The sequence below is a fragment of the Agrobacterium sp. ES01 genome (genome assembly GCF_050320885.1).
Classification (GTDB): Bacteria; Pseudomonadota; Alphaproteobacteria; order Rhizobiales; family Rhizobiaceae; genus Allorhizobium.
Window position 1 is genome coordinate 426,664 of record NZ_JBNQTH010000001.1, and the last position, 24,928, is coordinate 451,591.

Annotated in this window: 20 protein-coding genes and 1 riboswitch; of the genes, 16 read left to right on the forward strand and 4 right to left on the reverse strand. The window is 60.7% G+C overall.

Annotation, left to right across the window (positions count from 1 at the left end):
- Nucleotides 1-69 precede the first annotated feature (69 nt).
- Entirely contained in the window at nt 70-2,853 is a 2,784-nt protein-coding gene (locus ACQQ2Q_RS02245; RefSeq protein WP_428185393.1) for an EAL domain-containing protein, read from the reverse strand.
- A gap of 51 nt (nt 2,854-2,904) precedes the next feature.
- Nucleotides 2,905-3,846 carry a hypothetical protein gene (locus tag ACQQ2Q_RS02250; protein WP_428185394.1) on the reverse strand — a complete coding sequence of 314 codons (942 nt, stop codon included), beginning with the start codon at nt 3,844-3,846 and terminating at the stop codon, nt 2,905-2,907.
- Between the two features lie 306 nt (nt 3,847-4,152).
- On the opposite strand from ACQQ2Q_RS02250, the gene ACQQ2Q_RS02255 reads away from it, so the two are divergent.
- From ACQQ2Q_RS02255 to ACQQ2Q_RS02280, 6 genes are all read left to right on the forward strand, one after another.
- The gene (locus ACQQ2Q_RS02255; protein WP_428185395.1) at nt 4,153-5,172 is read left to right on the forward strand and encodes an LLM class flavin-dependent oxidoreductase; all 1,020 of its coding nucleotides are present in this window, start codon (nt 4,153-4,155) and stop codon (nt 5,170-5,172) included.
- A gap of 147 nt (nt 5,173-5,319) precedes the next feature.
- On the forward strand, nt 5,320-5,823 hold the full coding sequence (locus ACQQ2Q_RS02260) for a chemotaxis protein CheW (protein ID WP_428185396.1): 504 nt from the start codon (nt 5,320-5,322) through the stop codon (nt 5,821-5,823).
- A gap of 214 nt (nt 5,824-6,037) precedes the next feature.
- Entirely contained in the window at nt 6,038-7,342 is a 1,305-nt protein-coding gene (locus ACQQ2Q_RS02265) for a cytochrome c (RefSeq protein ID WP_428185397.1), read from the forward strand.
- A gap of 13 nt (nt 7,343-7,355) precedes the next feature.
- On the forward strand, nt 7,356-7,829 hold the full coding sequence (locus tag ACQQ2Q_RS02270; protein WP_428185398.1) for a (2Fe-2S)-binding protein: 474 nt from the start codon (nt 7,356-7,358) through the stop codon (nt 7,827-7,829).
- Complete coding sequence (locus tag ACQQ2Q_RS02275) at nt 7,822-10,140, forward strand: molybdopterin cofactor-binding domain-containing protein (protein ID WP_428185399.1); 2,319 nt, start codon at nt 7,822-7,824, stop codon at nt 10,138-10,140. Before ACQQ2Q_RS02270 ends, ACQQ2Q_RS02275 begins: the two co-directional genes overlap by 8 nt.
- Nucleotides 10,141-10,423: 283 nt before the next feature.
- Complete coding sequence (locus ACQQ2Q_RS02280; protein ID WP_428185400.1) at nt 10,424-11,455, forward strand: glycoside hydrolase family 25 protein; 1,032 nt, start codon at nt 10,424-10,426, stop codon at nt 11,453-11,455.
- Nucleotides 11,456-11,535: 80 nt separating this feature from the next.
- Here ACQQ2Q_RS02280 and ACQQ2Q_RS02285 read toward each other — a convergent pair whose 3' ends face one another.
- A complete protein-coding gene (locus ACQQ2Q_RS02285) occupies nt 11,536-12,441 on the reverse strand; it encodes a helix-turn-helix transcriptional regulator (RefSeq protein ID WP_428185401.1) in 906 nt (301 codons plus the stop codon).
- A gap of 378 nt (nt 12,442-12,819) precedes the next feature.
- Between ACQQ2Q_RS02285 and ACQQ2Q_RS02290 the strand changes: the two genes are divergently transcribed.
- From ACQQ2Q_RS02290 to ACQQ2Q_RS02300, 3 genes are all read left to right on the forward strand, one after another.
- Complete coding sequence (locus ACQQ2Q_RS02290; RefSeq protein ID WP_428185402.1) at nt 12,820-13,620, forward strand: hypothetical protein; 801 nt, start codon at nt 12,820-12,822, stop codon at nt 13,618-13,620.
- Between the two features lie 268 nt (nt 13,621-13,888).
- Nucleotides 13,889-14,545 (forward strand): hypothetical protein, encoded by a 657-nt coding sequence (locus ACQQ2Q_RS02295; RefSeq protein WP_428185403.1) that lies wholly within the window; start codon nt 13,889-13,891, stop codon nt 14,543-14,545.
- A gap of 166 nt (nt 14,546-14,711) precedes the next feature.
- A complete protein-coding gene (locus ACQQ2Q_RS02300; protein ID WP_428186461.1) occupies nt 14,712-16,388 on the forward strand; it encodes a sensor histidine kinase in 1,677 nt (558 codons plus the stop codon).
- A 6-nt stretch (nt 16,389-16,394) separates the two neighbouring features.
- Here the strand turns inward: ACQQ2Q_RS02300 and ACQQ2Q_RS02305 are convergent, their stop codons facing one another.
- The gene (locus ACQQ2Q_RS02305; protein WP_428185404.1) at nt 16,395-17,213 is read right to left on the reverse strand and encodes a class I SAM-dependent methyltransferase; all 819 of its coding nucleotides are present in this window, start codon (nt 17,211-17,213) and stop codon (nt 16,395-16,397) included.
- Nucleotides 17,214-17,331: 118 nt separating this feature from the next.
- Between ACQQ2Q_RS02305 and ACQQ2Q_RS02310 the strand changes: the two genes are divergently transcribed.
- The 7 genes from ACQQ2Q_RS02310 (at nt 17,332) to ACQQ2Q_RS02340 (ending at nt 24,909) form a co-directional block, all read left to right on the forward strand.
- Nucleotides 17,332-18,468, forward strand: a complete 1,137-nt coding sequence (locus ACQQ2Q_RS02310) for an ABC transporter substrate-binding protein (RefSeq protein ID WP_428185405.1) — start codon at nt 17,332-17,334, stop codon at nt 18,466-18,468.
- Nucleotides 18,469-18,529: 61 nt separating this feature from the next.
- On the forward strand, nt 18,530-19,672 hold the full coding sequence (locus ACQQ2Q_RS02315; RefSeq protein ID WP_428185406.1) for an ABC transporter substrate-binding protein: 1,143 nt from the start codon (nt 18,530-18,532) through the stop codon (nt 19,670-19,672).
- Nucleotides 19,672-20,751 (forward strand): FecCD family ABC transporter permease, encoded by a 1,080-nt coding sequence (locus ACQQ2Q_RS02320; RefSeq protein ID WP_428185407.1) that lies wholly within the window; start codon nt 19,672-19,674, stop codon nt 20,749-20,751. The genes ACQQ2Q_RS02315 and ACQQ2Q_RS02320 overlap by 1 nt, the downstream gene beginning before the upstream one ends.
- Complete coding sequence (locus ACQQ2Q_RS02325) at nt 20,745-21,497, forward strand: ABC transporter ATP-binding protein (RefSeq protein WP_428185408.1); 753 nt, start codon at nt 20,745-20,747, stop codon at nt 21,495-21,497. The genes ACQQ2Q_RS02320 and ACQQ2Q_RS02325 overlap by 7 nt, the downstream gene beginning before the upstream one ends.
- 253 nt (nt 21,498-21,750) lie before the next feature.
- Nucleotides 21,751-21,964, forward strand: a riboswitch (cobalamin riboswitch).
- A gap of 112 nt (nt 21,965-22,076) precedes the next feature.
- Nucleotides 22,077-22,892 carry an ABC transporter ATP-binding protein gene (locus ACQQ2Q_RS02330; protein ID WP_428185409.1) on the forward strand — a complete coding sequence of 272 codons (816 nt, stop codon included), beginning with the start codon at nt 22,077-22,079 and terminating at the stop codon, nt 22,890-22,892.
- Between the two features lie 2 nt (nt 22,893-22,894).
- Nucleotides 22,895-23,848 (forward strand): ABC transporter substrate-binding protein, encoded by a 954-nt coding sequence (locus ACQQ2Q_RS02335; RefSeq protein WP_428185410.1) that lies wholly within the window; start codon nt 22,895-22,897, stop codon nt 23,846-23,848.
- Nucleotides 23,848-24,909 (forward strand): FecCD family ABC transporter permease, encoded by a 1,062-nt coding sequence (locus ACQQ2Q_RS02340; protein WP_428185411.1) that lies wholly within the window; start codon nt 23,848-23,850, stop codon nt 24,907-24,909. Before ACQQ2Q_RS02335 ends, ACQQ2Q_RS02340 begins: the two co-directional genes overlap by 1 nt.
- Nucleotides 24,910-24,928: the final 19 nt, after the last annotated feature.

A 24,928-nucleotide genomic window follows, 5' to 3' on the forward strand; every position in this document is an offset into this window, starting at 1 on the left:
AAGACCGCAGAATACGCCCGAAGGGCAGCCGCTGCCCGACGATGCCGTCCGGCTCTTACGGGGTGTCGGTCAGCAGGCCTCGGCCATATCCCATGTCGGCCTTTGATAGAGCGCCAGAAGATCCGCTGCCGATTGCGGCTTGCCGAAGAAATAGCCCTGCCCCTGCTGGCAGCCGGCAAGCCTCAGCAGGTGCCATTCGTCGCGGGTTTCGATACCTTCCGCCACAACCTTGAGACCGAGACCATTGCTCATCGACATGATGGTCTGGACGATGGTCAGGCTCGTCTGATCGGACACGATCTTGCGCACGAATGACTGGTCGATCTTCAGCTTGTCGAGCGGAAAGCCCGCGACATAGCTCAGCGACGAATAGCCGGTGCCGAAATCGTCCAGCGCGATGGTGACGCCGAGTTCGCGCAGCGCAGTCACCGTCTCGACAATGCGTTCCCGGCCGTCGATGAAAGCCGTCTCGGTGATTTCCAGATGCAGCCGTTGCGGGGCAAGCCCGCTTGCCTGAAGCGCCGCCACGACAGTGCGGAAAAAATCGCCCTTTTGAATCTGTACAGGCGATACATTGACCGCAATCGTCAGGGCATCCGGCCAGCGGGCGGCCTCGCGGCAGGCTTCGTTCAGCACCCATTCGCCCAGTTCGCAGATGAAGCCGTTGGCCTCGGCAATCTCGATGAAATCGACCGGCGAGATGGGGCCAAGTTCACGGTTCTGCCACCGGATCAGCGCTTCGGCACCGGTCATGACCGCGCTCTTCAGGTCCACCTGCGGCTGGTACAGCAGATAAAATTCGCCTCTTTCGAAAGCCGGGTGCAATTCCCGTTCCAGCTGGCGGGCGCGGTTTCGCCGGTCAGCGGATGCGGTGTCATAGGTCCGCCAGGCCGATCCTGTTTCGCCCTTGGCATCGTGCAGCGCATGCTCGCAACAGGCAATGGAGCGTGCCGCATCGATCTCGTTGCTGATACGGGCGCAAAGGCCGAGCCGGACGGCCGCCTGCAATCTGGAACCGCCAAGCTCGAATGGCCGTTTGAAAACATCCAGAAGCCGCTCGGCAAACTGCGCCTCATTGAAACCGTCGCGCATGGGCAGGGCCAGACAGAACACATCGCCGCCCAAACGTCCCACCAGACCGTCGACGGCATCGCGCTCAAGCCTTGCAGCGACCGCCTTCAGCAGCTGGTCACCGCGATCGCGACCGAGCGCTGAATTGACATTGGCGAAGCGATGAAGATCGAGCACCGCGACATGGCAGGGCTCTGTCACGTCATCGAGGCGACGGATAAACTCGCGACCGTTCAACAAACCGGTCAGGTCGTCATAACGCGACAGCCGCTCCAGCCTGTCCTGATAGAGTTGATGCGCGGTGACATCGCGAATGATCAGGCATCCGACAAAGCCCTTGTCGCTTTCAATACCGTCGTCATTCTTCGTTTCGATCGGCGAGACCGTAATCGTCGCCTCCAGATGCCGCGCCTGCTCCAATTGCGGGAGGGCAAAGTCGACCGTCAGCGAATGGACTTTTCCGGGGTTCACAGCGTAGCGACTGACCAGCCCCGCGACCGGGGTCATCAGCGCCACGGGCAAAAACAGATCGAGCGGCACGCCGCGACCATTGGCCGGGGCCAGACCCAATAGCGGCCTGACAGACTTGCTTTCCTCGATCACCCGCATCCCGTTGTCGAAGGCAATCACCCCGTCCGTGCTGTCGGTGACAATCCGTTTCAGCAGACGGCGGGTGTTGCGGTGCTCGGATTTGGCGATGTCTAGCAACAGCGCGGCAAAGTCGACTTTCTCATTCATCAGCATGAACAGGCCGAGGCCCAGCATGGTCCACCAGGTGGTGGTGTGGAGCAACACGTCGTTGTCACGCTGCAACAGATAGGCACCGGCTTCGCCGACCACGAAGAGGACGACAGACACCGCCATCACGGGAACAAGGCGGCGCTTGCGCAACAGAAGAACCATCGCGGCAATGATCGCAGCCAGGAACAGGTCGATCTGCAATTGCGGTGCGGGCTCGAGCAACCGGCCCTGCAACAGGGTCTCCGCCGCGATGATATGCAGCATCGGTCCAGGCATCAGCCCATAGACCGGCACCGGAAAGATATCTTTCAGTTCGGTGGCATAGGCGCCGACGACGACGGCACGTCCATTGATTTCGTTTGCGCCGACGCTTCCATCCAGGACGGACGACAGCGAGTAGGTCGGCACGGTCGCCGGATCGATGGAAAAGTCGATCGGAAGGCGTCCCGTCACCCGATCGCTGCGGGCAAGCACCGCCGGTGCGGACTGGGTGGGGGTCCCGTCGACATCACCGCCCGCCATGAAGGACCGCACCGCGCCATCGGGGTCGGCAATCACATTGGCAAAGGCAAGCCAGGCATTGTCCGCCAGTTCTGCGACGGGCCGTGTGAGGACCGTGTCAGAGGCGGCATCGGCTGTTTTCAGTTGGTGAAAGACCGGCAGGATCACGGAACCGCCGGCATCGGCCAATGCCTTTGCAAGCCGTTTGTCCTCGCTCGGTGACGATGGCGTGCTGAAATCGACATCGATGAAGAGATCGGCAGCGCCGGCAGCGGTCAATTTGTCGATGACACTGGCATAGACGCTGCGCGGCCAGGGCCAGACACCGATATCGTCGAGGCTTTTCTTGTCGATGGCGATGAAGACCATGCTGCCGGACGCCGCACGCGGTGCAGCCTGAAACCGCAGGGCAATCAGTTCGTCATCGATCTGATGGATAAGGCGTGTGTTCGCCCCGAGAACCGGCATCAGCAGCACGCAAAGGATCAATGCGATCCTCACGATATGCGTGCCCACTCTCTGCCCACCGGTCTTCTTCATGCGCGGTGGGGACCATGCCCGCCGCATTGCAGTTCACGTGCCATGACGGACTTATCTCTTCTTGTGATGGCCATGCGCATGACCCCTGCCGTTATTGCCCTTGCCGCTGTTGCCGTTGCTGCTGTTGCTGCTATTGCTATTGCCGCTGTTGCCGGGACTACCGGACTTGTTCGACTGTCCAGAATTTGCCGATGAACTGGACGACGCCGATTTTCCATTGTTGCCGGATTTGGCCGAGGATGCCTTGGCGCTGGCATTTTCATTGACATTGCCTGCCTTGGCGCTGGAGCTGGAGCTGGAGCTGGAGCTGGCGGCTGCAGCTTGCGAGGAGGATGTCGAGGTGGTGCTGGAGACCTGTTCGATGGCATCCGTGCTAACGACCGCACGACCAGCGGCGGCAGCCGACACGGTTTTCACGCTGGGTGCCGATGCGGCACCTTGGGCAGCAACGGACATGCCGCGCCTGACATTCACGCTTGCCCTTTGGCCTGCACCGACATTGGCGCGCTGGCGACTGGCAAACGAGGTAACCTGGACCAGACCGCGATCCACGGACACGGATGCCGTGGTTCGACCGACCGCAACATGAAAGATCGTGCCCTTGACCACGGCGGCCAGATGCGGGGTCTGCACCGTGGTATGAGGCAAGATACGCTTTTCGATTTCCAGATCGAGCGTGCCTTTCTGCTGGGTGACCACGGTCTTGCGGAAAATGAAGAAGCCCTTGGTGACGATGGCAGCGCGGGTATTGGGCTGAAACGCGATGCTTTCCACGCCACGCACAAGCTGCACGCGGCCGCGCGAACCGGTGGAAATCCACGCGGCATTCGGCACCACTTCACCGCTTTTCAACGGCGTCCAGGTCTCTGTGTCCAGAGAATAGGTGACCTGGCTGGTGGCTTTGGCCACAACCCAGTCATTTCCGCCGGCCACTGCTATAGCGGGTACCAGCATCAAAACAGCAATACAAATCGCCCTGAACGCACTCAACATGTCAAACCCCCGAATTCAGCGCTAAATTAGACACAGGCGTATTAACATCGCCTTTCTCAAGAGCGGAAACTTGTAGATGTCCTGCTGTTTGTCAGGGGTTTCCGGCAAATAAGACGCATACGAATATATTTCCTCCTCCGCCCGGTGCCGATGGACCGCTTGCGCCTTTGCCGTGACGCAGCTGAAGGACACGCAGTGTTCACAATCTCATGGCTTGGAACGGCGCGTGGTGCTTTCTACATTGTGCCCAACGGACGGCGGTTGCTTTGCCGTCACCTTCTTTTCCTCCCACATGGGTGAGACCTGATGAAAAATATTGGATTTCTGTCGTTCGGGCATTGGACGCCCTCCCCGCAATCGGGCACGCGCTCGGCTGGCGACACGCTTTTGCAATCGATCGATCTGGCCGTTGCCGCCGAAGAACTGGGCGCCGACGGGGCCTATTTCCGCGTGCACCATTTCGCCCGCCAGCTTGCCTCGCCCTTTCCGCTTCTGGCAGCCGTCGGCGCACGCACCAGCAAAATCGAGATCGGCACCGGCGTCATCGACATGCGCTATGAAAACCCGCTTTACATGGTGGAAGACGCAAGCGCTGCCGACCTCATCTCCAAAGGCCGGTTGCAGCTTGGCATCTCGCGCGGCTCGCCGGAACAGGTGATCGAAGGCTGGCGACATTTCGGCTATCAGCCAAACGAGGGCGAAAGCGATGCCGATATGGGCCGGCGCCATGCGCAAGTCTTTTTCGAGGCGCTGAAGGGTGAAGGCTTTGCCAAGCCCAATCCGAACCCGATGTTCCCCAATCCCCCGGGCCTGCTGAGACTGGAACCGTATTCGGAAGGACTGCGCGATCGCATCTGGTGGGGTGCCGGCTCCAATGCCACGGCCGTGTGGGCCGCCAAGCTCGGCATGAACCTGCAATCCTCGACGCTGAAGGACGATGAAACGGGCGAAGCCTTCCATATCCAGCAGGCCAAGCAGATCCGCGCCTATCGCGAAGCCTTTGCAGAGGCCGGCCACAGCCGCACGCCGCGCGTCTCCGTCAGCCGCAGCATCTTTGCGCTGACCGACGAGCGTGACTTTGCCTATTTCGGTCGCAGCAAGGATCAGGATTCGATCGGCTATCTCGACGCCAATACCCGCGCCATCTTCGGTCGCTCCTATGCCGCCGAACCGGACAGGCTGATCGAGGAGTTGCGCAAGGACGAGGCGATTGCCGAAGCCGATACGCTGCTTCTGACCGTGCCCAACCAGCTGGGCGTCGATTACAATGCCCATGTGATCGAATCGATCCTGAAGCATGTGGCACCGGCCCTGGGCTGGCGCTAGGCGAGGAAGGCTCTCGCCACCGCACGGTCACCGTCGCAACCGCGAGAGGGCTTGCGACGGTTTTTCAGCCTTTGCTTGCATAAGCCTTGCGCCAGCTTTGATCGGTAAAACGCGAGGGTTGCTCATCATTGTCGCGGGGATCCTTGCGTGAACGTAAAACTGGCCACCACATCCGATTCACTGGAGCTTATCGCCTTCAAGCTCAACGATCAGTCGTTCTGCGTGAAGACCCGCTCGATCCGGGAAATTCGCGGATGGACGCCCGTGACCCCGCTCCCCCATGCACCTTACGAGGTGCTGGGCGTGGTCAATCTGCGCGGAACCGTGATCCCGATCATCGATCTGGCGGTCAAGCTCGGCATGGCCGGCACCGTGGCGTCGGAGCGCAGCGCCATCATCGTCACCGATGTCAACAACATGACGCTCGGCCTGCTGGTCGAAGGCGTGTCGGATATCCTGACCGTGCCGGCCGAAAGCCTGCAGCCGGTGCCGCAGACCGCGATCCAGTCGGCCAAATTCGCCGAAGGCATCCTGTCGCATCAAGGCGCGATGATCTGCTTCCTCAATCTGGAAGAACTGTTTTCCTCCACCATCTCCCTGTCCGGCGGCGGCGGTGGCGGTGGCGGAGACGCCGGCTGGCAGGAATTCTAAGGCCTGGCCGGCAAACGCAGGCTTGCGCATATCCCTTCCAATGAATGGTAAAAAGCTGGTCGCGAGGCCGGCTTTTTACCGTTGAAACACTCACTCGCAGTCGTCCGCGCGCAACGGTTTAATAAATATCTTTTTTAGGACGTATTGATACACTCCCCATCTGCTCTATCCTTCTATGATTACGTTATTTCATAGCAAGCTGGGGACCAGATCCTTGCCATCCATAAAATCCGTCTTCCTGACCGTTGTCGCCGTAGGGGTCGTCGCCGTTGCCGGCTTCGGCATCTATGCCTATCACGGCGCCATACCCGCCATGAGTGCCAGCGAGCGCCCGAGCTTCGACGCTGCCACGATCGAAAAGGGGCGCGTGCTGACGGCAGCCGGCTATTGTGCCAACTGTCATACGGCAAAGGGTGGTGAACCCTTTGCCGGAAATTACCCTATCGCGACCGGTTTTGGCACGATCTACGCATCCAATATTACACCCGATGCCGATACCGGTATCGGCAGCTGGTCGCCGGAGGCCTTCCGTCGCTCCATGCATGAGGGTGTGGACCGCAACGGTTCCCATCTCTTCCCGGCCTTCCCCTACGATCACTTCACCAAGATGGGCGACGACGATGTCGACGCGATCTATGCCTATCTGATGAGCGAGGTGAAGCCGGTCAACGAGGCGACCAAGGAGAACAGCATACCCTTCCCGCTCAATATCCGCGTCCTGCAGGCTGGCTGGAAACTGCTGTTTGTCGATTTCGGACGCTATCAGCCGGATACGGCGAAGTCGGATGAATGGAACCGCGGCGCCTATCTCGCCGAAGGAATTGCCCATTGCGGCGCCTGCCACACGCCACGCAATGCCGTTGGCGCGGAAATCGCAAGCGAGCAATATGCCGGTGCTGCCATCGACAACTGGATTGCGCCAGCGCTGACCTCGGCCAATCCATCCGCCGTCGGCTGGACCGCATCTGAATATACGAAATACCTTGAAACCGGTGCCGGAACCTATCACGGCATTGCTGCCGGCCCCATGGGTCCGGTCGTCCATGCGGGTCTGCGCGAACTGCCAGACAGCGACCTCAAAGCCATCGGCACCTATCTCGCCGATGTGGCTGGAAACCCGGATACCGATCCGGCTGACAATCCGGTGGTCAAGGCAAGCCTGGAGGCCGGTCGTCCCGACCCGACCTATCGCAAGGATCTGGGCGAGCGGCTCTATGCCACCGCCTGTGCCGCCTGCCATTACAATGCCGAAAGCGTGCAGGAAGGGCGTCCCGATCTCGCCATCAATTCGGCAACGCGTCTCGACCAGCCCGACAACCTGATCCATGTCATGCTGGATGGCGTGAGCGCGGAAAACGGCACAAAGGGTGTTGTGATGCCGGCCTTCCGAACGGCACTTTCCGATGACGAAGTGGCGGCGATTGCCGCTTACCTGCGCGACAAGCGCGCCGATCTGCCCGCATGGAACGACCTTCCAAAGAAGGTCGCCGATATCCGTGCCCAGGCCGAGACCCACTGACAAGGACATGACCATGATCGAGTTCACAATCAACGGACGTCAAGTGCAGGTCGAGGCCGAGCCGGATACACCGCTTTTGTGGGTCATCCGTGACGAGGCCGGACTGACCGGCACCAAATTCGGATGCGGCATCGGCATGTGCGGTGCCTGCACCGTGCATGTGGGGGGACGGGCAACACGCTCCTGCATCACTGCCGTTCAGGATGTCGCCGGCACCGAGATCACCACAATCGAGGGACTGGACGAAAACGGCAATCACCCGATCCAGCAGGTCTGGCGCGATCTGGCTGTGCCGCAATGCGGTTACTGCCAGTCCGGCCAGATCATGCAGGCGGCGGCCTTCCTGAAGGATATTCCCGACCCCAGCGACGACGATATCGATGCCGTGATGACCGGCAATCTCTGTCGTTGCATGACCTATGTGCGCATTCGCGCCGCCGTGCGCGAAGCCGCAGCGGCCATGAGAGGAGACATGTCCAATGGCTGATGATCCAAGAGTTGCCTTTCGCAAGCGCGACAGCGTCGAGCTCAGCCGCCGTGGCTTCCTGGTGTCCATGTGCGCAACCGGAGCACTGTTCGGCTTTCCCCGCATGGGCGCTGCCGCGATGAACCCGGAGGCTGCCGACGGCTCCCCCATCGAGGCCGTTGGAGCGCGCTATGAGCCGGCGATCTGGTACTGGATCGACAGCGAAGGCCGCGTCAATGTCAACATCATCCGCGCCGAAATGGGCCAGCATGTCGGCACCGCGATTGCCCGCATCCTGGCCGACGAGCTCGGTGCCAACTGGGACGATGTGCATATCGACCACGTCGATTCCGCTGCCAAATGGGGCCTGATGGTCACCGGCGGCAGTTGGTCGGTGTCGCAGAGCTGGCCGATCTACCGTCAGGCGGGTGCCGCCGGGCGTGTGGCGCTCAGCGAAAAGGCAGCGCAGATGTGGGGCATCGACGTCTCCGAGATCACTGTCTCCAACGGCATTGTCTCCGGTGGCGGCAAGACGGCAGGCTTTGGCGAACTGGTGGGCGACGGCATCAGCCGTTCGTTCAGCGAGGACGAGCTGAAGGCCCTGCCACTCAAGCCGGTGTCCGAACTGACCATGGTCGGCAAACAGGTCAAGGCACTCGACATTGCCGGCAAGACCACCGGTCAGGCAATCTTCGGCATCGATGCCAAGGTCGATGGCATGGTGCATGCCATGCCGATCATGCCGCCGACCCGCTATGGCTCCGAAATCACCAGCATCGACGACAGCGATGCAAAATCGGTCAAGGGCTATAGCCAGACCATCAAGATCGACGATCCCTCCGGCACCACGCAGGGCTGGGCCATGGTGATTGCCGACAGCCATTGGGCAGCGCAAAAGGCTGCCGACAAAATCAAGGTGGAATGGAGCGTCGGCAAGACCGCCAAGGTGAGCGAGGCCGAGATCCAGGACCATGCCCGCAAGCTGATTGCCGATGAGAGTGTCGGTTCGCTGCTCGACACCGGCAACCACGATGTCGATCCGGTCTTTGCCAAAGCCGCCGAGACGCTGGAATCGGAATATACCACCTCCACGGTGCTGCATTTCCAGCTGGAACCGCTCAATGCTCTGGCTTTCCAGAATGAAGACGGCATCTGGGAAATCCATACAGGCAACCAGTGGCAGTCGCTCGTTCTGCCCTGGTTGCAAAAGGCACTGGGCGTCGATGAAAACGGCGTGGTCATGCGCACCTATCTTCTGGGCGGTGGCTTTGGCCGCAGGCTCAATGGCGACTATGCCGTGCCGGTGGCGCTGGCCTCCAAGGCGCTGGGTGGCAAGCCGGTCAAGATGGTGATGACCAGACCGGACGACGCCATCTTCGACAGCCCACGTTCGCCCTCGGTGCAAAAGCTGCGGATGGCCTATGACGAGAACAAGACTGTGATCGCCATGGATTCCGCCTGGGCATCGGGCTGGCCAACCAAGGTCATGATCCCGGGCTTCATGCCCAAGGGTGTCAATGGCGAGCCTTACGATCCTTTCGCCAGCGACGGTGCCGATCACTGGTATGACGTGGGTGCCCAGCGCGCGCGCATCATTTCCAACGATCTGGCCGAAGCCACATTCCGGCCCGGCTGGCTGCGTTCGGTTTCACCCGGCTGGGTCAACTGGGGTCTGGAAAGCTTCATGCATGAGGCCGCACTGCAAGCGGGCAAGGACCCGGTGCAATTCCGTCTCGATCACCTGAAAGCGGAAGGCCGCAATGCCGGCTCCGCGCCAGTTGCCGTTGGCGGCGCATCGCGTCAGGCGAATGTATTGTCGCGGGTGGCCGAGCTTTCCGGCTATGGCAAGACCGAGCTCGAGGCCGATACCGCCATCGGCATTGCCACCACCTATGGCCAGTCGCGATCCATGCCCACCTGGGTGGCGGCCGCCGTCAAGCTGCATGTGGACCGTAAGACCGGCCATGTGGATGTGCAGAAGATCTGGCTCGTGGTGGATTGCGGCATTGCGGTCGATCCGGATGGTGCAAAGGCGCAGTGCGAGGGTGCTGCGCTCTGGGGCCTTTCGATGGCGCTTTACGAAGGCACCGAATTCGAAGACGGCAATGTGCGCGATCGCAATCTGGACGCCTATACCCCGCTTCGCATGATCGACACGCCTGACCTGACCGTCGAACTGGTCGATAGCAAGGAAGCCCCCGTCGGACTTGGCGAACCCGGCACCACGCCAATCGCGCCCGCCATCGGCAACGCCATCTTCGAGGCCGTCGGCGTCAGAATGCGCCACCTGCCGATCACCCCGGATGCCATTGTCGCTGCGCTGAAGGCGTGAATAGACACAGACACCCAAGCCCCCGCCGGTTTTCGCTGGCGGGGGCTTTTTTGTGGCCGGTCCGTGGCGGTCGGGGAGCCGTTTCCGATCATCGAACTGGCGGTCTGCCTCGGCATTTCTTTTCCCTCCCGCCTCCCCCTGCATCGGGGCGGCAAACGAGCGGCCCTTTCTGCCTTCGTTAAAATTCTATTTATCTTTTACCGGTAATGTCTTGTTAGGAATTTCCTTTTCCGCGCCGACCGGCGGCCCGTCGGGGTGCGGCCTGTACTGCGTTAGGGAAACGATGCGTTCTTCTGTCATCACGGCTGTTATAGCCCTTGTGTTCCTGTCCGGCTGCACCTCCAGCGCCGGTCCGGAATCGGTGCTTTCCGTCACGTCCAGGGAGACCACCGGGTCGATTTCGCCGTCCGCTCCCATTCCCTCGGCACCGGTTGCCGGAGCTTTGCAGACAGGCGAGCGGCTTGCGGCAAGCGGTGAGAGCCCATCGGTCGAAGACGCACCGCATCCAACCGAGCTTGCCTTTGCCGGCTCGGGGGCGGATGTCCAGGTGTTCGAGGCTGCGATCGCACCGGGCGCGATTGCCGTTCCGCTGGAGCGGCCCGAGGGTCGCTCGCTTGGCCGGCCCAAGGTCTACAGCCAGCGTTTCCGCGATGCCAAGCCGATCAATTTCGGCAAGAAGTCGCCCTCCAAGCTTGCCGTGCACGGGGTCGATGTATCGCGCTGGCAGGGCGATATCGACTGGCATACGCTGCGCCGCCAGGGTGCCAATTTCGTCTATATCAAGGCCACCGATGGCGGCGATCATCTCGATCCGATGTTCAAGACCAACTGGCGCGGTGCCAAGGACGCCGGCGTGCGCCACGGGGCCTATCACTTCTTCTACTGGTGCCGCACGGCAAGCTCGCAGGCCGACTGGTTCATCCAGAACGTGCCGCGCGAGGCCAATGCCCTGCCGCCGGTGATCGATGTGGAATGGAACCACCAGTCGAGCTGCAAGAAGCGGCCGGACCGCGCCACGGTTCTGGAAAAGATGCGGGTGTTCATGGACCGGCTGGAGCGCCATTACGGCAAGCGTCCGGTGATCTACACCTCGCCCGATTTCTACGCCGACAATCTCCAGGGGGCGTTCAAGAGCCACCCCTTCTGGCTGCGCTCGGTGGCCGCCCACCCCTCCAAGGTCTATCCCGACCGGCGCTGGGTGCTGTGGCAATATTCCGGTTCCGGCCTGTCGCAGGGCGTCGACGAACGCATCGACCTCAATGTCTTCAACGGCAGCGTGGACGACTGGCACCGCTGGCTCTCGGACGGCGCCTGAGTGTTTCTGTCGCGTCCGCCCCGGTCTGGCGATGAGCGTATCGGGCGTTAAAGATATGCGGGCTTGCCCAAGAGCGCGCTTCAGACTGCCCTGATCTGCGCTGGATATTTGCCAAAGCGCAGATAGAAGGCGCGGCTGAAACTGGAGGCATGCTTGTAGCCCAAGCGGAAGGACAGCTCCTTGACGGAAATCTGGCTGGTCTGCAGCGCCTGGTAGGCATGATCGAGGCGGGCATTGCCCAGCGTCCTGAAAATGCTGGCGCCGAAGAGTTCCTGAAACACATGATCCAGTCGACGTTCGCTCATGCCAGCCGTTTCGGCCAGTTCCGTTGTTGTCGGCGGCAGTTGAAGATTCTGCAAAAGACGCTCATGCGCCTCCTTCGCGCACCTGACTTCATTCGAGGTAACGCTGCTATATTGCGCGTCTGCGCCACAAAGCTCGTGCAGGAACAGGGTGACCATCTGGATCGCCAGGCTCTCGAAGGCCAATGACCGCATAGGGTCTTCGTATTTATCCACCTGCAGGGCGAGCATGTGCATGAGGCTCGCGTTGAGGATGGGCGCCTGCAAGCTCTTGTCGATCGTATCTGCCGTAAACGGCAGCATCGCCTTGGGCAAACGTCCACCAAACCAGTTTGCCATTGTCTGGACCGCAACGAATGGAACGAAAGACCGGTTCAGCGTCGGCTCGGAAAAATCGTAGAGCGGTGCCCCCGGCACCAACCGCAAGGCCCGGGGCGCTCGACTGGCATCATAGGGCTCGGGACCGAGGTCCGGAATAATGATGCGCCCCTGCCCCTGGAATGTCAGCGGAATGAAAATCAGGGGCTGCACGACTTCCGTCGGCATCCTCGGCTCCATCACGCAGGGTTGGCGCACATCGACGCTGCCATCGACCCAGAACATCTTGCTGTCGGAGAATTGTCCCAAACGGGCGGTCACCGTCATCGCGACTGTCTCGACAGTCACCGTCTTGTTGTTGCTCATCCACACAGCGGCCGGCGGTTCCTGTAACCACTCTATCAAAATGCACCGCCTGACGAATAAAACAAGTAATAATGAACAACCAATCAATTCAATATAAAGCAAAAACCCTACGTACGGTAACAATTGTTCCGTTTTTGCTATGCATTTGTCATTTTTGACATGCGTTATCCTGTGGTCAGCTCGATCAGGGTCTCCTAGAAATCTGAATACATTCGCAAGTTTCGCGCAAAACAGCGCGCGATTTGGCGGATGCCATCGACGCATCCGATCCCTGGATCCAGCCGTGTCACGGCAAAGACCCGAGGCATTTCAAAGCGATTTTCGAGATTTCAAGCGCAACAGAAGTTCTGCGCAGGCAAGCAAGAGGCAAGACGACCCATGACAAGATACATTCTCAGTGCGGCTTTCTCGATGCTGGCCACAACCGCTTTCGCTGCCGATACGGAACCGACAGTCACGCACAATGCCTGCTCTGGCCATGCCGAAGCCTATATCGGCAGACTCTATTCGTTCAATATCGGCAACCTTGGTGACGTTCACACCTATGGGGGTGCCACCCGCGCCAATTGTAACATCGAGGGCAACTGGAACGTTCAGGGCGACTTTGTCGTCGATCGCCTTGCCGCCGATGGAGCAGGCTATACCCAATATGGCGGCACCGCGCATCTGTTCTGGCGCGACCCGTCCTCTTTTGCCGCCGGCATCTTTGTTTCCGTCAACAGGACCGACATCGAGACAGTCGACTGGACGGTATATTCAGGCGGCCCGCAATTCCAGGTCTACCTCGATCAGGTCACACTCTTCGGACAGGCCGAATATGGGCAGTTCGACATACAAGGCAATTCCGTCGACTTCCTGGGCGCGCGCGGCGTTGCCCGTTATTTCGCCACGCCCAATTTACGCTTCGACACGGAGATCGCCTATCGCGACTACGATCCACTCCCGATCGACGTGTTTTACGCCGCGGCCCAGGCAAATTATCGATTTGACGATACTCCCTATACCGTGTTTGCCCGCTATCACTATGAAAACATATCTGCCGGCGGTAACGATCAAGACTTTCAAAGAATAACGGCAGGCCTGCGTATCAGCTTTGGCAGCGGCACGCTGCTCGACGAAGACCGTCATGGCGCCGCGATGGATACGTATCGCTCCAGTTTGATATCGGGTGGTTTCTGACCGTTTTGGGCATCACCGTGTCAGAACATCGCACGAAGCCTTCGACCTATCGTGCAGTTGAGCCTGCCCCTTCGAAAAAGAGCGGCGCGAGAACAGGCCGGATGCCCTTCGTGGCCATCTTGTACGGTCATTTCGCAGCACGCCCTGCCGCGCGGACAGGTGCTGCGGGCATATCTTTTGGTGAAGGCCAGACGAAATGGCAGCTCAGCCAGCATCCGGTCGCATCATGATTCAACGCGCAGCCCAATAGAAACCGAAAGGGAACAACATGCACAGAAACAGAATCACATCCCCCCTCGTTCTGGCCGCGGCCCTTCTGGCGACCGGGCTCATGCCACCATGCCAGGCATTCGCCAAGGATTGGCTCGAGAAAGTCGAAGTCAAAAAGGACGGAATAGATCACGCGCCAATTGAAGTTTCGGCAAAAATGGGCGGTTACACCAGCATCAAGTCCAAAAGCCACACGTTCATGTTCAGTCTTTATGCCCGCGCGACCAGCGGCGAGCGTATCGTTGCCATGAAACTGGGTGTCGTCGATCCCGTGCGGTATTTCGAGCACGACGGCGGTTACTGGCATCAGATATTCACGAATCGAGACATCGGCTCAGGCAGCAAACGCACGGTCTCCATCAACTTCAATCCGGTCATTCCCATGGGCAAGATTCAGTGGTTTGGCTCCAACCCCAAGACCAAGTGCGACCAGAAACTGCAGAAGCTGATGAGTGAGGGCATGACCAAACAGCAGGTGCTCAGCCAACCACAAGAGGCGGTGGCGCGCGCCTATTTCGAGCTCGACGCGGTGGCTTCACGCAAGAACAAGGCTGCCAAAGGCTGGAACATGAACAATACCGACCACCAGCGCGACAGCTATGTATATGATGTGCGCGTGGTCTGTGCTGCCGGAAACAAGAAGGTCGGCAACTAGACACAGAACCGGATTCACCCCTCCGCCCCCTGACTGATTTCTGCCGCACTGCCCTTCTAATCGATTAGCCTTATTTTTTTGCATGAGCCGCGATTCTCTCTTTTCGCTGCTCGTTCTTGGCTGTAACGATTGGGGCATGAATGCAGTTTGGATGGTTTGAGCGGTGATGCGGTTTGCGAACCATCTTCTGGTGCGGTGGCGTTCGCTGACGGCCGGCGTGCGTGCCTATATGGTCGGCCTGGCGCTTTTGACCACGCTGCCGCTTACCATTTTTTCGGTCCTGATCGTTGGCGAATTGCGCAGCGGCGAACTGGAATCGGTCAGACAGCGCACCACCGGCGAAGCGGAGGCCATTGCCCGGCTGGTGGACCGCCAGTTGCACGACATGGTGACGACGCTTCTGGTTCTGGAAACCTCTCCGGAACTGCGCAGCCGCGACTTCGGGCGCTTTCACAGTCGCGCCAAGGCGGCGCTGGTGCGCAGCGGCTGGTATATGCTGGTGGTCAACCGCCAAGGCCAGCAATTGCTCAACACCCGCGTCGATTACGGCGAAAAACTGGGCCTGACCGGCAATCTGGAATCGATCGAAGAATCCGTCAAATCCGGACGCCCCTATATATCCGACGTCTTCAAAGGCCGCACCAGCGGACGCTTCGTCTACAATGTCATGAAAATGGTCGATGCGCCGGGCGTGCGCGACGACGAACTGGCTCTGATCCTGACGCAGGATGCGCCCTTGCTTGGCAGCCTGATCGGCGACCGCCCGCTGCCGCCCGAATGGAGCTATGCACTGATCGACGGCGACAATGACATTGTCATTTCGCCCAATGGCAAGGATACTGGCGAGCCCTTTCCGGCCGAGCTTCTGGAGGAGGCCAAAACCGCCAGCATGACGGGCGAAGAGCTTCCCGCTGCCGATATGATGACGGGTTATTCCCGCGTCGGCGTGACCCCATGGCAGGTCGTGGTGTGGGGACCGTCCAACACCGCCATCGGCACCGTTGGCACGACATGGCGCTACCTCATTCTCGCCGGCATCGGCTTCTTCCTGCTGTCCATCGTGTCGGCAATGGTCTTCGGTCGCAAGCTGCAGAGCGCCATCCGCCTGATCTCCGAACGCGCCGAGGGCGTGGGCCGCGGCGAGATCGTGCCGCCGCTCTATACGGGCGTGACCGAAATCGACCAGGTGTCGCGGGTCATGTCCGAGGCCTCGTTCGACCGCAACCAGGCGGAAGAGCGCCTGCAGGTGGTGTTGCGGGAAATGGCCCATCGCACCAAGAATGTCATTCTGGTGGCGCAGGCACTGGTGCGCCAGACGGCAAGGCACACGCAGGATCGCGACGCTTTCGTCAAATCGATCACCGGCCGCATGGGGTCCTTTGCCCAGTCGCTGGATCTTTTGACCGGCAATCGCGCGTCAAGCCCGACCTTCTCCAAGCTGATTACCGTACAGCTCGACAGTTTCCTCGAACCCGGCGCGCGGCTGAACACCGAGGGCGAGGATTTCGATGTCGATGACGACTGCGTCAAGGAAGTGGGCATGCTGCTGCACGAGCTTGCCACCAATGCGATGAAATACGGTGCGCTGTCGACGCCGGACGGTCAGCTGGATTTGCGCTGGCACGGCTTTCGGTCTGAAGACGGCAAGGAGTGGATCCGGATCACCTGGCAGGAAGCCGGCGGCCCGCCGCCCAAGGAACCGGATGAGAAAGGCTTTGGCTCCGTCCTCATCCAGTCGACCGTCTCCAGCCTGCATGGCACGGCGCAATGCGAATATCTGCCGGAAGGCATTTGCTGGACCTTCGAGATCCCGGCAACGATGATCTGCGCCAAGCCGGTATAGCGAAACCTATTTCTCGGCGCAGATGGCGTAGCGGTGCTGGGTGGCGCGTTCGAGGCCCTTGAGGAACGAGAAGTTCCGACGCTGGGTGCGGTGAATGGCGCGCATGTCCCGATCCAGCGTGACCTTTGAGAAACCTGCCTCATTCAACAGCGCCATAACCGCTTCGGCGCGCGCGCCATCGCAGAAATGCACGCGCGACAGGATCGAGGCATGGGTGGCGGCCATATCGCCCGCCATGGGGCCGTTCTCCACGGATTTGGGGCCAAGGCCCAGGCGTTTCAAAAGCTCAGACAGCTTGCGCGCAATCCTGGCCACCGGGCCGGGATTGACGAAATCGCCGTCGACCACCAGCAGCTTGCCGCCGGATTTCAAAAGCCGGTGCCATTCGCGAAAGGCAGCGGAGGGATCGACGAGGGTCCAGACCAGATGGCGGTTGGTGATCACGTCATAGCTTTCATCCGGTTCCATGGTGTTTTCGGCATCGCCCAGATAAAAACGGATCGTCCGTCCGCGGTTCTTCGCCTTGGCGCGCGCGCGATCGAGCATGGGTTCGGACCAGTCCATGCCGGTGACCTTGAAGCCCAGATCGTCGAGCAAATGACTGACAACCGCCGTACCGCAGGCCAGATCCAGCGCCGCGCGCCCCTCGCCCCGCCCCAGATGTTTCTCAAGCAGCGCATGCCAGGCCCGGCGTTCCTCTTCCGAGAAAATTTCGTGTCCCGGCTGGGTGTCGAAGGTTTCGGCACGCTTGGACCAATAGGCCTTGATTTCATCGCGAAGGCCGAGATTTGAAAGGGATGCGGAAGGGGTCGCGTGCGTCGTCATGGGTGCGTTCCGTCGAAAGATGAGCAAGATTGGAAAGTTTCTAAAAGATATTTCTTGACTGCGAAAGTCATAAAATCATAATTCGCCAAAATCCGAAGCTCCCACAGGAGAAATATTGATGTTCCATTTCAAGATGGTGGCTCGCGCCGCCACGCTTTCGCTCGCGCTTGTTCCAGGCCTGGCCCTGGCCGACATGGTCACCATTACCGATATTGCCGGCCGCAAGGTCGAGGTCAATACGCCGGTAAAGCGCGTCATCCTGGGCGAAGGACGTCAGATCTATTTCACCGCAGCGCTGGACACCGACAATCCCTTTGGCCGCGTGGTCGGCTGGCGTGACGACTTCCAGAAAGCCGATCTCGACGGCTATAACATCTATCTGAAGAAGTTCCCGGAGATGGCCGACATCCCGACCTTCGGCGGCATGAAGGACGGTACATTCGACATCGAGCAGGCCGTCGCCCTGAAGCCCGATGTGATCATCATGAACACCGAAGCCAAGGCGGCAACGGAAGAATCGGGCTATATCGAAAAGCTCGCCAAGGTCGGCATTCCGCTCGTCTATATCGACTTCCGCGAAAAGCCGATGGAACATACCGATGAGTCGATGCGCATTATCGGCCAGTTGTTCGGCAAGGAAGATCGCGCCGAGGAATTCGTGACATTCCACGACGAACAGATTGCCCGGGTGACCGACGTTCTGGCCAAGCATGCAGACGTCAAGAAGCCCGTCGTGTTCATGGAGCGCGCCGGTGGCTATTCGGATGATTGCTGCATGTCTTTCGGCAACGAGAATTTCGGCAAGATGGTCGAGCTTGCCGGTGGCATCAACATGGCCAAGGACTTCATTCCCGGCACCTTCGGCACGGTCAACCCGGAGCAGATCATTGCCTCCGACCCCGATCAGGTGATCATCACCGGAGCCAACTGGGAGCTTTATGTCCCCGGCGGCAATTGGGTGGGCGTCGGTCCCGGTGCCGATCCGGCAACGGCTGAAAAGAAGCTCGCAGCCCTGATGGAACGGCCTGCCTTTACCGGCATCAAGGCGGTCAAGGACGGCAATGTGCATGCCATCTGGCACCAGTTCTACAACAGCCCCTACCAGTTCGTGGCCGTTCAGCAGATCGCCAAGTGGCTGCATCCGGACCTGTTTGCCGATCTCGATCCCGATGCCACCTTCCGCGAATTGCATGAGCGTTTCCTGCCGGTCGACTACCATCCCGGCTATTTCGCCTCGCTGAAAAGCGGCTCCTGATCGCTCGATTTTTTCAGCCCATACCCCGGCGGCTTCGGTCGCCGGATTTCTTTATTCGAGGATGCCCATGCTGACCGTTAAGACGCTTGCAAAACTCGCCGCCCTTTTGGCGCTTCTGGCAACGCCCGCTCTGGCCGAACAGATCACCGATGCCGCAGGCCGCACTGTCGATATCGACATGCCGGCCAAGCGTGTTCTCGTGGGGGAAGCCCGGCAGGTGAGCGTTATTTCCGCCCTCGCCGGCAAGCACGCCTTCGACACGATTGTCGGCTGGCGCGACGATCTGATGACCAAGGATCTCGACACCTACCGCAATTATCTTGAGGTCTTTCCGCAGATCGCCGATCTGCCGCGCTTCGGCTATGTCGGCAATGGCACCTTCAGCGTGGAAGCGGCGATTGCGCTGAAACCCGATGTGATGACGCTGAACCTGGAATCGCAAAAGGCCGCCGAAGAAAGCGGGCTGGAAGAAAAGCTGGCCGCCGTGGGTGCCAAGCTCGTCTATATCGATTTCCGCGTCGATCCCGACGCCAATATGGAAAACTCCATTTCGGTGCTGGGCAAGCTGTTCGGCAACGAGAAGACAGCCGATGAGCTGATCGCCTATCGCCGCCAGCAACTGGCCCGCGTGGCCGATGTTCTGGCCGCGCATCCCGGTATGCGCGAGCCCAAGGTCTATATCGAGCGCGCCCCCGGCATTGTCGGCGACGAGGTGTGCTGCCAGACCTTCGGCCCGGTCAATTTCGGCAAGATGATCGCGCTCGGCGGCGGTCACAATATCGGCTCGGATTTCTTCGACAAGTTCTCCGGCGAACTGAATGCCGAACAGCTGATTGTCTCCAACCCGGATATCGTGGTGGTGACCGGTGCCAACTGGAGCCGGCAATCGGATGTCAACAAGTTCGTCAGCATCGGCCCCGGCGCCGATCTCGATGCCGCACGCGCGCAGCTGCAGGCGCTGATGGAGCGGCGTCCCTTCAATGCCCTTCCCGCAGTCAAGGCCGGCAAGGCCCATGCGATCTGGCATCAGTTTTATGGCACGCCCTATGACTTCGTCGCCGTACAGCAATTCGCCAAGTGGTTCCATCCGGATCTGTTTGCCGATCTCGACCCGGAAGACACCTTCCGCGAGCTGCACGACACATTTCTGCCGGTGCCCTACAAGACCGGTTACTTCGTCTCACTGACCACGGAGAGCAACTGATGGCAGCGCTCACCGAACACGACAGCGCCACCGCCACACCGCTGGAAACGGGCAACCGTTACCGGGCGCTGGCGGGCCGCAAGATCGCCATTCTGGCGATCCTGTTTGTCTGCCTGCTTGTGTCCGTTGCCGCCGACATGGCGCTTGGACCGGCGCGTTATTCGCTGGCCCAGGTGCTTTCGGCCGTGTTTTCACCCTCCACAGCCGATGTGCAGCTGCGGGTGGTGATCTGGGATATCCGCATGCCGATTGCCATGATGGCGGTGACCGTCGGTGCCTGTCTGTCGCTGGCCGGTGCGCAGATGCAGACCATTCTCGCCAATCCGCTGGCAAGCCCGTTTACGCTGGGCATTTCGGCGGCCGCCAGCTTTGGCGCGGCGCTCGGTCTTGTCACCGGCGTTGCGATCTATCCCAGTGCGACCCAGTACATGATCCCGATCAATGCCTTCCTGATGGCCATGGGGGCATCGCTGTTCATCTACGGTGTGTCGACACTGCGCGGGGTGACGGTGGAGACCATCGTGCTGCTCGGCATTGCCCTGGTCTTCACCTTCCACGCGCTTTTGTCGCTGCTGGAATATCTGGCATCCGAACAGGCGCTGGCCGCCGTGGTGTTCTGGACCATGGGCTCGCTGACCAAAGCCACCTGGGGCAAGGTTGCGGTCACCGGTGCAATCCTCGTTGTCGTTCTGCCGCTCTTTGCCCGCAATGCCTGGGCGCTGACAGCGCTTCGCCTGGGTGACGACAAGGCCGCCTCGTTCGGCGTCAACGTCAAGCGGCTTCGGCTGGAGACCATGCTTTTGGTCAGCCTCCTGGCGGCCATCCCGGTCTCCTTTGTCGGCACGATCGGCTTTATCGGCCTGGTCGGCCCGCATATCGCCCGCATGGTGGTCGGCGAGGATCAACGCTTCTTCATGGCGGGCTCTGCCATCTGCGGCGCATTGATGCTGTCGGCCACCTCGGTGGTGTCGAAAATGCTGATCCCCGGCGCAATCCTGCCGATCGGCGTGATCACGGCTCTGGTCGGCGTCCCCTTCTTCTTCTCGCTCATCTTCACCAACAGGCGGCGCGCATGGTAGCCCTCTCCCTCGAAAAGATCGGTGCCCGCTATGGCCGCACCACGATCTTCTCCGACATCACCACCGGTGCCATCCATGGCGGCGCACTGACCGCCATCATCGGCCCCAATGCGGCTGGCAAGTCGACATTGTTCAAGCGCATTGCAGGCCTGTTGTCGGGCGATGGCGTTGTGCATGTGTCGGGCACGGAGGCGACCTCCAACGCCATCTGTTACATGCCCCAGGATACCGGCGCGAATGCGGTTCTGACCGTTTACGAAAGCGTGCTTCTGGCCGCCAAGCAGGGCGGCAGCTGGCGCGTTGGCGACGATGAACTGGCCGAAATCGACGGCATTCTGGCCTCGCTCGGCATTGCCGATCTGGCCTTCCGCGATCTGGGTGCCCTGTCGGGCGGCCAGCGCCAGCTGGTGGCGATTGCCCAGGCGCTGGTGCGCAAGCCGAAGATCCTCCTGATGGATGAGCCGACCTCGGCGCTCGATCTCTTCCGCCAGATCGAGGTGCTGGAATATATGCACCGCCTTGCCCGCAAAAGCGGCATGGCCGTGCTGATCGCGCTTCACGACCTCAACCACGCCATGCGCTACTGCGACCACACCATGATCGTCTCCAACGGCCATCTGGTGGCCGACGGCCCGACAGCCGAGGTCATCACGCCGGCGATGCTGGCCGAGGTCTACAAGGTCCACGCCCGGATAGAAGCCTGCACGCAAGGGCGACCGCTGGTGATTGTGGATGGGACCGTTTGAGGGCATCACCTCAATCCCTTCTTCCGCCGTCACCCCGGACCTGACCCGGGTTCCATCAGCGAGCGCGATCTCTGGCGCGCGGGGAAGCACCCTTCGACGATGCACGGTAGGGCACCACACCCTCCCGGCACGCAGATGCGCGTCGGCTGGAGGCCTGTGTAGGCACAGGAATGACGACGGGTTCAGGGACCGCCAATGTTTGCGTTGCCGCTCGACCGCAAATTCCCCATTGACGTCCCGACGTAATATAATTACACCCATCCCCGTTGAAGGTTCTCCGAAGGCATGCGCTGGAGGGGATTAAAAGGGAACACGGTGAGACGTACCCAAAAGGGCGCAAATCCGTGACTGTCCCCGCAACTGTGAGCGGTGAGTTCACCCGGGAATGCCACTGGCCGAAAGGCCGGGAAGGTCCGGGGGCGCTGTGACCCGCAAGTCAGGAGACCTGCCCTCGACATGTCTGAAGAAACCTGGCCGGGGTGAGCCAAGGGGAAAGATTGATGGCGTTCGACGTTCACATTGCTGTTGACGGCCGCATAGGCTCTTCCCGCTCCCCCGCTTCTTGCGTGGAGGCTTGCGATGGAACTGCCGTCGTCCCTGATCGGCTCTAGTCCGGCCCGGCTTGCCGTCGAAGGCTTGAGCTGGGGACCGCATCGCGGGCCGTCCCTTGTCTGCGAGATCGATTTTGCCGTCGAGGCCGGCCGGATGCTGGCCATAGTCGGGCCCAATGGCGCCGGCAAGTCCAGCCTGCTGCGCTGTCTTTACCGCTATCACCGCCCCTCTTGCGGCCGTATCCTGCTGGATGGCGCCGATGTGTGGGACATGCAGCCGCGCGATGTCGCACGACGGATTGCAACGGTTTTGCAGGAACCTGCCACCGATTTCGGGCTGACGGTCGCCGAAATCGTCGAACTTGGGCTGTCGCCCCATCTATCAGGCATGAGCCGGAACGCGGTCTATGCCGCAATCGGGGACGCGCTGTCCCTGATGAAGATCGACCATGTGGCATCGCGCAATTTCGCCTCGCTGTCCGGTGGCGAAAAGCAGCGGGTGATGATTGCGCGTGCGCTTGCGCAAAAGCCCGACCTGCTGATTCTCGACGAGCCCACCAACCACCTGGATATCCGCCATCAGCTCGAAGTCCTGGCGCTGTTGTCGCATCTGCCAACCACGGTGATCGTGTCGCTGCACGATCTGTCGCTGGCCTCTGCCCATGCCGATCATGTGCTGGTGCTGGCCAGGGGCCGCCAGGTCGATTTCGGTGCCGCCGGCCATGTGCTCACGCCCGATGCGATCCGCGACACCTTTGCCGTGGAAACCGTGATCGACAGTCACCCGGTCACCGGGCGGCCGCGTTTTTCATTCCATCTTCAGCCATCCATTTCAGGGAAATAATCATGCGTCTCGCCCCATTGCTTCTGTCCGCACTCGCCCTTTCGGCAACAACGGCTGCCGCATCCGGTTTTCCGGTCACGGTCAAAAGCTGCGACCGCGAGGTGACCTTCGATGCGGCACCGAAACGGGCCGTCTCCAACGACGTCAACCTCACGGAAATGATGCTGGCGCTCGGTCTGACCGGCAATATGGCCGGCTATACCGGGGTGACCGGCTGGAAGACGCTGGACGAGACGCTGACCGCCGACATCGCAGCCCTGCCGGAACTGACGCCCACTTATCCGACCAAGGAAGTGTTGCTGGGTGCCGACGCCGATTTCCTGTTTGCCGGCTGGAACTACGGCATGAAGGTGGGCGGCGAGGTCACGCCCGACACGCTGACGCCCTTCGGCATCAAGGTCTATGAGCTGACCGAAAGCTGCATCCACATCATGAAGAAGTCGAAGTCGTCGATGGACGACATGTATGGCGACATTCTCAATCTTGGCCGCATCTTCGGCGTGGCGGAACGCGCCGAGACACTGGTCGCCGGCTACAAGCAGCAGCTCGCCGAGGCGATGGCGGATCTGCCGGAGCGCAAGGGGCCGCTCAAGGTCTTTGTCTACGATTCCGGCGAGGAAAAACCCTTTACCGCCGGGCGCTATGCCATGCCGACCGCGCTGATCGAGGCTGCCGGCGGCACCAATATCATGGACGATGTGGAAACCAGCTGGACCACGGTTGGCTGGGAAGGCGTGATCGAGCGCAATCCGGATGTGGTGGTGGTTGTCGATTACGGCGAAGTGAGCGCCGAACAGAAGATCGCCTTCATGCGTGACAATCCGGCCTTCCAGGATATCCCAGCGGTGAAGAACAATCGCTTCGTGGTGCTGCCCTATGCCGAGGCAACGCCCGGCCCGCGCAATATCGAGGCCATCAAGACGCTGGCTGCTGCCTTCAACCCGCCGGTTCGCTGATGAGCCACCGGCATTTCATCTACGGCCCGCGCCACGCCATCGTGCATCTGATGCCGTGGCTGGTGGTGGCGCTGATCCTGGCTCTGGTCGCGACCATTGCGGCTGGCGTGAGCTTTGGCGCGACCGCCATTCCGCTTGCCCATGTGTGGAAGATCACCCTCAGCCATCTGGGCATGTCCGGCCTGGAGGCCGACTGGAGTGCCGGTCGCGACAATATCGTCTGGCAGGTGCGCCTACCGCGGGCGCTGCTGGGCGCGTCCATCGGGGCAAGTCTGGCACTGGTGGGTGCGGCCCTTCAGGCCGTGACCCGCAACACACTGGCCGATCCGCATCTGCTCGGCATCTCGTCGGGGGCTGCGCTTGGCGCGATCATCGTGCTGCTGCATACCGGCATGTTCCTGGGCCTCATCACCGTGCCGCTGTTTGCCTTTTTGGGCGCACTCGGCAGCACGCTGCTGGTGGTGGCGGTTGCGCGCTTTGCCCATGCGAGCGATGCGAGCCGGCTCATTCTCTCGGGCGTCGCCATCTCCTTCGTGCTGACCTCGCTTGGCAGTCTGGCAATTTTTCTGGGCGACCCGCGCGCCACGCATACCGTGGTCTTCTGGATGCTGGGCGGGCTGGGGCTTGCCCAATGGAACCAGCTTTCCTATCCGCTGGCCGCCCTTTTCATCTGCGGTGGCTATCTGGTTTATAACGCACGCAATTTCAACGCGATGACGCTGGGCGACGAGAGTGCGACCACCCTTGGCGTCTCTGCCGGTCGCTTTCGCATGACGGTGTTTGTCGTCTGCGCGCTTCTGACCGGTGCAGCCGTTGCCTTTTCCGGCATCATATCCTTTGTCGGGCTGATGGTGCCGCATCTGGTGCGCATGGTGGTCGGAGGCGATTATCGCCGGGTGCTGCCGCTTTCGGCGCTCGTCGGGGCCATTTTCCTGGTGGCCGCCGATATCGTCGCACGCGTGATCATTCCACCGCAGGATATGCCGCTCGGCATCATTACCGGGCTTGCCGGCGGCGTGTTCTTCATCGTGCTGATGCGCAGAAACGGCAAGGCAGGCTGACCCGTTGTTGTTTCGAACA